The organism is Desulfurella sp., assembly GCF_023256235.1.
Taxonomy (GTDB): Bacteria; Campylobacterota_A; Desulfurellia; order Desulfurellales; family Desulfurellaceae; genus Desulfurella.
On the sequence record NZ_JAGDWY010000009.1, the window covers coordinates 27226 to 34327 of the forward strand.

At 32.9% G+C, this 7102-nt stretch carries 7 protein-coding genes; 3 read left to right on the plus strand and 4 right to left on the minus strand.

From position 1 onward, the window contains the following. The 4 genes from Q0C22_RS01025 to Q0C22_RS01040 all read right to left on the minus strand — a co-directional run. Positions 1–184, minus strand: a 184-nt coding sequence (locus tag Q0C22_RS01025) for a hypothetical protein (protein WP_291490232.1), incomplete at its 3' end; no start/stop codon positions are given. A gap of 69 nt (positions 185–253) precedes the next feature. Next, the gene (locus tag Q0C22_RS01030; protein WP_291490233.1) at positions 254–1111 is read right to left on the minus strand and encodes a complement resistance protein TraT; all 858 of its coding nucleotides are present in this window, start codon (positions 1109–1111) and stop codon (positions 254–256) included. A 64-nt stretch (positions 1112–1175) separates the two neighbouring features. Continuing rightward, a complete protein-coding gene (locus tag Q0C22_RS01035; RefSeq protein WP_291490234.1) occupies positions 1176–1712 on the minus strand; it encodes a GGDEF domain-containing protein in 537 nt (178 codons plus the stop codon). 74 nt (positions 1713–1786) lie between these two features. Further along, positions 1787–2524 (minus strand): hypothetical protein, encoded by a 738-nt coding sequence (locus Q0C22_RS01040; RefSeq protein WP_291490235.1) that lies wholly within the window; start codon positions 2522–2524, stop codon positions 1787–1789. A gap of 156 nt (positions 2525–2680) precedes the next feature. Here Q0C22_RS01040 and Q0C22_RS01045 point away from each other — a divergent pair, with 156 nt between their 5' ends. The 3 genes from Q0C22_RS01045 to sat all read left to right on the plus strand — a co-directional run. Further along, on the plus strand, positions 2681–3979 hold the full coding sequence (locus tag Q0C22_RS01045) for a putative manganese-dependent inorganic diphosphatase (RefSeq protein WP_291490236.1): 1299 nt from the start codon (positions 2681–2683) through the stop codon (positions 3977–3979). Between the two features lie 13 nt (positions 3980–3992). Beyond that, entirely contained in the window at positions 3993–6044 is a 2052-nt protein-coding gene (locus tag Q0C22_RS01050) for a sodium-translocating pyrophosphatase (RefSeq protein ID WP_291490237.1), read from the plus strand. Between the two features lie 15 nt (positions 6045–6059). After that, on the plus strand, positions 6060–7102 hold a 1043-nt coding region (gene sat / locus Q0C22_RS01055), incomplete at its 3' end, for a sulfate adenylyltransferase (RefSeq protein WP_291490238.1).

The following is a 7102-nucleotide window of genomic DNA, read 5'->3' on the forward strand; positions in this document are numbered from 1 at the left end:
GTGCACCAATACTGTAAGCTTCAAAAAAATTTATACATACATCTTTTTTGTAATATTCTTTAAAAAAAATTAGTGATTCATAAAAAGTTTTTGCTTCAAAATTGTCATTTAACACAATTAAAATATTTTTTTGAGAAATTGTTTGATAAGCAAGATAAGACAGTAATGCAAAATTATAATACATATGATTTTTTTAGCATTTTTATTGATAAAATTCAATTAAACTTTAGAGGCCAAAAAGGCCTCTAAATATTTAGAATATACCTGCAATCTCGCTTGAAATGAGATTCTCAAGTTCTGGCGTAACTTTTTGCAAATCCATATTTGTTTGTTTTGCTTCAACAACAATTCTTGTTCTGTATGCTTGATAATTTGATTCTTTCTGGTACTGACTTGAGACTGTTGTACCTTCTTTATTTTCCTGGATTTGTGTTGTGGAATTATTTGAGTATGAGCCTTTCGTATAGTTTGAGTTGCTATTGTAGGTGCCGCTTGATTTATGAGTTATGGTGGCGCCAACAACCGGACCAGATTCACCCTGAGAATAATTTGAAGTTACAGTTTGCTTAATAACACCATTTCCCCTTTCTGAAACCTGAATATCAACAACACCCAGATAAGTATCTACATGTATTGCACTGCCAATAGCCGCGCCAAGCAATGATCCAACCGCAGCACCACCAAGCGCTGCTGCACCCTGACCATAGCCTTGTCCAATACTTGCACCAGCTAAAGCTCCGCCAAAACCACCTGCCAAAGCTCCATCAAATGTAGCAAATTTTGTTTCTTTTCCCATGTATAACACATTAGCTTGCAACCAGTAGTGAGCTTTTTGTGGATCAGTGATTACCTTATACCCGTTTGCTTCAAGTTTCTGAACTATCATGTTTTTTAAATCGGGCATAGGTACCTGTGATGTATTTCTGATTTGAACATATATAGTTTTTTGAGCTGGACCCACAGGTGTCAAAAAAATCGTGTTGCTCATCTTGGCTTGAGTTTGCAATTTTGCATTCTCAATACCACTCATAACGGTTGCACATGATGATAGATAAAAAACCAATCCTAAAGCAAATAATACACTAAAAAAGTGTTTGTAAAAACGCTTCATAATGCCTCCAAAAAATTGATATCCAAATAAATAACGATAATTTCTAAATATATCTGACAAAAATTTATTGCTTAATAAACACTTTATTTCTTCCGGAATTTTTGGCAATGTACAATGCTTCGTCCGCTTCTTTTATTAAAGACTCAATTGTTAATAAATCACTAGGTTGACTTTTTGATATGCCGATAGAAACTGTTGCTTTTATTTCAAAGTCATTAAATAAAAAAGTAAGTTTTTCTATTTCTTTTCTTATAGTTTCTGCTTTTTCGATAACATTTTCAAATTTGCAAATAAGACCCGCTACAAATTCTTCTCCACCGTATCGCAAAAAAACATCTTCTATTCTCAATAAGCTTTTTATAGTTTTAGCTATCTGATACAAAACATAATCACCCGCTTGATGTCCAAAAGTATCGTTAATTTTTTTGAAGTGATCAATATCAAACATTATTACATAAAAAGCATTACCAGAGCGCTTAGCCCTTGAATAATCTTCGGCTAATCTTTGCATACCAAACCTTCTGTTGTATATACCGGTAAGTTCATCTAATGCAGCAATTTTTTGCATATGCTCATACGCACTCGACCTGTCAAGTGCCAAATTATATTGATAAATTAATCTTTTGAAAAAGTTTATATCATCTTGTTTCAAATATGAGTTAAAATACAGTGCTATTAGATATTTTTCGTTTTTTTTGTTTCAATGGGTAAAAATACAACTTCTTTTGGCTTAACAGATAATGTAGCAATACTTATTTCTATGTTTGAATCTCTAAAGCTTAACAATTGACCTTTATCCAATATATTTTTAATGGACTTTTTTTGCTTATCATTAAGTTGCTCTCTAGATAAATAACTGAATATTACATTTAAATTTCCCATTCTATCAAGGTTAAAAATCTCAATACCCAAACAATTAAAATTATCAGTAACAAATTTTGCAAAATTCCTATTTAGCTCTTTTATTTCTAAAGATTCGTTGAGTTTTAAATAAAATTCATCACTTTTTTGATACTGCCAAAAAAATTGTCTAATAATGCTGATAAATAAATTGTATTTTGTACCCAAACCATATACATCCCTGTTGTCTTCAACAAAACAATCCGTACAAGATTCAACGTATTTTATCTTTCCTTCAATGTAATTTTGTATATTTGTTGAAATCGTATCAATTTTATTTTTAAGATTTGCCAATCGTTTTATGATTGTTATTTTTATTATTAAAAAACCTATTAAACCAACAACTATACCAGAAATTATGCATACTGTAAAAAATATGGCTGTATAGACTTTTTCCTTTGGCAAAGCCAAAACAAAATCACTGAAAAAAGGAAACAAAACACCAATTAAAACACCAAAACCAAGCATCAATATAGCAGATTGAATTATTGCATTGTCTTTAATAGTACGCACTAAACCACCAAATAAATATTTGTGTTAGCGAATTAAACCACAACTTAATGAAAATTGCAAGAAAATTTAAAATGTAAAAAATAAAGACTGGTAATAATTTACAAATTCTATTATTTATGGTAATATTGCTTGCGAGTCACAAAAAGGAGAAAACTTATGAGGAGTGCAAAACATATTTTTGTAATCGGAAGAAAAAATCCAGATTTAGATAGTATAGCTTCGTGTATTGGATATGCTTATCTAAAAAACAAAATATCAAATAGCAACGAATATATTGCATGTGCAAGCGGAAGCATAAATGTAGAAACACAAAAAGTTTTAAGTTACCTGGGCGCACCTCTGCCTAATTTCATAACAAATTTAAATCTAAAAGTATGTGATATAATGACGCAAAATATTATAACAGTAGAAAAAAATGCACCAATAACAGATGTATTTAAATTAATGCTAAAAAAAGATTTAAGAATAGTACCTATTGTTGATGAAGAAAATAAATTTTGTGGATCTATAGATATGCTTGATATAGCAAGAAAAAGTATATCTGCCATAATACCTGATATATTTAGAAAAATTAAGACTAAAGTTAGTTTAATAGCAAAATCGCTTGATGGTAAAATTTTAAATGACCCATTTAGTGATGAAGAATTTGTAGCAAATGTTATTTTAGGTACAATGGACGCAGATAGTTTTTTAGAAGAAATACAAAACTTTGACCCACAAAATGTTATTTTAATTGTAGCAAATAGGCATGATATTCAAAAAAAAGCTGTAGAAATAGGTGTTAAATGCCTTATTATTTCAAACAATGCGAAGCCTTCCAAGGATATTATTGATCTTGCAAAAAAAAATCAGGTAGCAATTATTCTGTCTTCTTATGGTTCATTTGCGACAGCTGGTCTTGTCGAATGGAGCGCACCAATATTTACTATAGCAGATAAAAACCCATCTACAGTCCAAGAAGGTGAATTTGTAAAAGACATCAAAGAAAAGGTTTATAGCTCTAAAAATCGTGCAATCATGGTTTTAAATCCTTTTGGCAATATACTTGGCATTATAACAAGAACTGATATTATAAAATATTCAAAAAGACAGGTAATACTTATTGATCATTCTGATTCGATTAACGCTCCAGAAGGGATATTTGAAAGTGAAGTATTAGAAATAATTGATCATCACAGATTAGGAGACATAAAAACTTCTAATGTTACACGCTACAGAATAGAACCATTTGGCGCAACAGCAACCATAATCGCAGATGAGTTTTTTAAAAATAATATAATACCAGAAAAAAAGATTGCGTTACTTCTTGCAAGCGGTATAATTGTTAATACTTTATTTTTGCAACCAGATAAAACATGTGATTATGATCTAAAAATGCTTCAGTGGCTTTGTGAGAAAGCAAGTACTGATTACCAAACTTTTTCTTTGCAAATAAGAAATATTATTAATACTTAGGGGAGGTTTTTGGATGGATGTGGCAAAGGTAATATTGTTAATTGCTTTTGGTAGCTCTTTGGTTTCTATTATTTATGCTGTTATAAGTGCTTATTTAGTTATGTCAAAAGAAGAAGGCACGCAACGCATGAAGGATATAGCAAGAGCTATCCAAGAAGGTGCCTATGCATTTTTAGCAAGAGAGTATAAATACATAGCAATAGTTGCTATTGTGATTTTTGCTATTTTATGGGCTTTGGGTTCTGTATCAAGCCATTTTGGTCTACTCACAGCAATGGGATATTTGCTTGGAGCTTTTTTATCTGGGCTTGCAGGGTTTATCGGTATGGTGGTTTCCGTAAAAAGCAATGTTAGAACAGCAAATATTGCAAAAGAAGGGTTAAAAAAAGCTTTAAGATTATCTTTTACAGGTGCTTCTGTTACAGGTTTTCTAGTTACAGGTTTTGGACTATTGGCAATTGCAGGTTTTTATTATATATCCGTTTATTTACTTGGAAACTCTGTAGATCATACAATAAAAGCACTAATTGGACTTGCTTTTGGTACAAGCTTAATTAGCGTGTTTGCAAGACTTGGAGGTGGCATTTACACAAAAGCGGCAGATGTTGGAGCTGATCTTGTAGGTAAAGTTGAAGCAGGTATACCAGAAGATGATCCAAGAAATCCTGCAGTAATAGCTGATAATGTAGGAGATAACGTAGGAGACTGTGCTGGTATGGCTGCAGACGTGTTTGAGACATTTACAGTTACCACAGTTGCAGTTATGATATTAGGTCATACCATATTTGATAAAAATGGCATACTTGGTATTGCGGCAGCTTTTCCGTTAGCTATTGGTTCAATTGCTGCAATAGCAGGAATCATAAGTACTATTTTTGTTAGGTTAGGTAGATCGGGATATATAATGGGTGCATTTTATAGAGGGCTTGTTGCAACTGCAATTATTTCTCTTGTAGCAATATGGTTTATTATTAAAAAAGTAATTCCTGTTAATGGATTAGGTGGATATTCTCAAACAGATATTTTTATTCCAGCTGTTATAGGCATGGTGTTGGTAGGTGCTATAATGCTTATTACGGAATATTATACTTCCTATAGTTTTGGACCGGTTAAATCTATAGCAAAAGCAAGTGTTACAGGACATGCTACAAATATAATACAAGGTATGTCAGTAATGTATAAAGCTCCTGCTCTTCCAGCTATAGTAATTGCTCTTACTATCTACTTTTCATATCATTTTGCAGGACTGTATGGTATTGGAATTGCTGTTGCCTCAATGCTTTCTTTGACGGGAATGATCATATCGGTAGATTCATTCGGTCCAATCACAGATAATGCAGGAGGGATAGCTGAAATGGCGGAAATGGATGAGTCAGTTAGAAAAGCAACAGATCCGCTAGATGCAGTAGGAAATACTACAAAAGCAGTTACAAAAGGTTTTGCTATTGGATCAGCTGCTTTAGCAGCTTTGGTGCTTTTTGTTGAGTATGTAACAGGTTTACATATAGCCACTAATTTTGACTTGAGTAATCCAAGAGTAATAGTTGGTTTATTACTAGGTGGATTATTACCATTTTACTTTGGAGCTATGCTTATGGCTGCTGTTGGACAAGCCGGTGGATCTATGGTGGAAGAAGTAAGAAGGCAATTTAAAGAAATTAAAGGCATCTTAGAAGGAAAAGCAAAACCTGACTATGCAGCATGCGTAGATATTGTTACAAAAGCTTCAATTAAAAAAATGGTTGCCCCGGGGTTAATACCAGTTTTTGCTCCAATTATTGTTTATCTATTTTTTGGACCCGTAGCATTAGGAGCCATGTTAATTGGTGCCATTTTAACGGGATTTTTTTTAGCAGTTGCAATGACAAGCGGTGGTGGAGCATGGGATAATGCTAAAAAATATATAGAGAACGGTAATTTTGGAGGTAAAGGTAGTGAAGCACATAAGGCAGCTGTGACAGGAGATACCGTAGGTGATCCGACAAAAGATACAGCGGGACCAGCAATTAATCCTATGATAAAAGTAGTAAACCTTGTTGCTATTTTAATTTTATTAGCAATTTAGAAAAAGGAGGTATATATGTCTGGTTTAATTAAGCCACATGGTTCAGATGTTCTTAAGCCTTTATTAATAGAAGGAAAGGAACGAGAAGAGGAACTAAAAAGGTCTAAAACCTTAAAACAGATTCCCATAAATAGCAGGGAAAGAGATGATCTTATTATGATGGGTATTGGTGGTTTTACTCCTTTAGATGGTTTTATGGGGTATGATGATTGGAAAAGCGTGTGTTTGGATTATAAGATGACTAATGGTGTTTTTTGGCCAATTCCTATTACACTCTCAGCTACAAAAGATTTATCCGATAGTTTACCTATAGGTTCTGAAGCAGCATTAATAGATGAAGAAACTTCAGAGGTTATGGGTATTATTAAAGTACAAGAAAAATATCCTATGAACTCTACAGATAAAACATTTGAATGCCAACAAGTATTCAGAACAACAGATATAGAGCATCCCGGTGTAGCTAAAGTAATGTCACAAAAAGAAATGAATATTTCAGGGTCAGTAAAAGTTCTTAGCGAAGGATATTATCCCAAAGAGTTTGCAGATATATATATGAGACCCGCAGAAAGCAGAAAAAGATTTGAAGAGATGGGATGGAAAACCATTGCAGCACTCCAATTAAGAAATCCAATGCACAGATCTCATGAATATTTAGCAAAGATAGCCATTGAGGTTGTAGATGGTGTGTTTATACACCAACTCCTTGGAAAGCTTAAACCAGGAGACATACCTGCTGATATAAGAACTAAGTGTATTAATGTTTTAGTTGAGAAATATTTTGTGAAAAACACTGTGTTAATGGGTGGATACCCACTAGAAATGCGTTACGCTGGTCCTAGAGAAGCATTATTACATGCTGTTTTTAGACAAAATTTTGGTTGCACTCACTTAATTATAGGGCGTGACCATGCAGGAGTTGGTAATTATTACGGTCCTTTTGATGCACAAAAAATATTTGATGAAATACCTGAAGACGCTTTAAAAATTAAACCATTTAAAATTGACTGGACTTTTTATTGTTATAAATGTAGGGGAATGGCTTCTACGAGAACGTGTCC